Genomic DNA, 637 nt, shown 5'->3' on the forward strand with positions numbered 1-637 from the left:
AGCCTTCCAAGCTGATGTCGTGAGTTCGATTCTCATCACCCGCTCCATAGAAGTATGGGCCTATAGCTCAGCTGGTTAGAGCGCACGCCTGATAAGCGTGAGGTCGATGGTTCAAGTCCATTTAGGCCCACCATGAATATTCCGAAGTAGCTCAGTGGTAGAGCAATCGGCTGTTAACCGATTGGTCGTAGGTTCGAGTCCTACCTTCGGAGCCATATGGGGAAGTACTCAAGAGGCTGAAGAGGCGCCCCTGCTAAGGGTGTAGGTCGCTAACGCGGCGCGAGGGTTCAAATCCCTCCTTCTCCGCCATAAGGCCCGTTGGTCAAGTGGTTAAGACACCGCCCTTTCACGGCGGTAACACGGGTTCGAATCCCGTACGGGTCATTTTTTAAAGATTTTTATTATCTCTAAAAAAATATACTTGAAATTTAAGTGATTTATGGTAATATAAATCTTGTCCAAAATAAATAGTCTAGTGATAATGGCAAAGAGGTCACACCCGTTCCCATACCGAACACGGAAGTTAAGCTCTTTAGCGCCGATGGTAGTTGGGGGCTTCCCCCTGCAAGAGTAGGACATTGCTAGGCTTACCTGGAGGATTAGCTCAGCTGGGAGAGCACCTGCCTTACAAGCAGGG

At 49.1% G+C, this 637-nt stretch carries 4 tRNA genes and 1 rRNA gene; all 5 read left to right on the plus strand.

Annotation, left to right across the window (positions count from 1 at the left end):
* Positions 1–56 precede the first annotated feature (56 nt).
* Positions 57–133 (plus strand) — tRNA-Ile (locus tag CD29_RS19345).
* A 7-nt stretch (positions 134–140) separates the two neighbouring features.
* Positions 141–215, plus strand: a tRNA-Asn gene (locus CD29_RS19350).
* 3 nt (positions 216–218) lie between these two features.
* A tRNA-Ser gene (locus CD29_RS19355) sits at positions 219–309 on the plus strand.
* Between the two features lie 3 nt (positions 310–312).
* Positions 313–384 (plus strand) — tRNA-Glu (locus tag CD29_RS19360).
* Positions 385–471: 87 nt separating this feature from the next.
* Positions 472–587, plus strand: a 5S ribosomal RNA gene (gene rrf, locus CD29_RS19365).
* The last annotated feature ends 50 nt before the right edge of the window (positions 588–637 follow it).

It is taken from the genome of Ureibacillus manganicus DSM 26584 (genome assembly GCF_000772945.1).
GTDB lineage: Bacteria > Bacillota > Bacilli > Bacillales_A > Planococcaceae > Ureibacillus > Ureibacillus manganicus.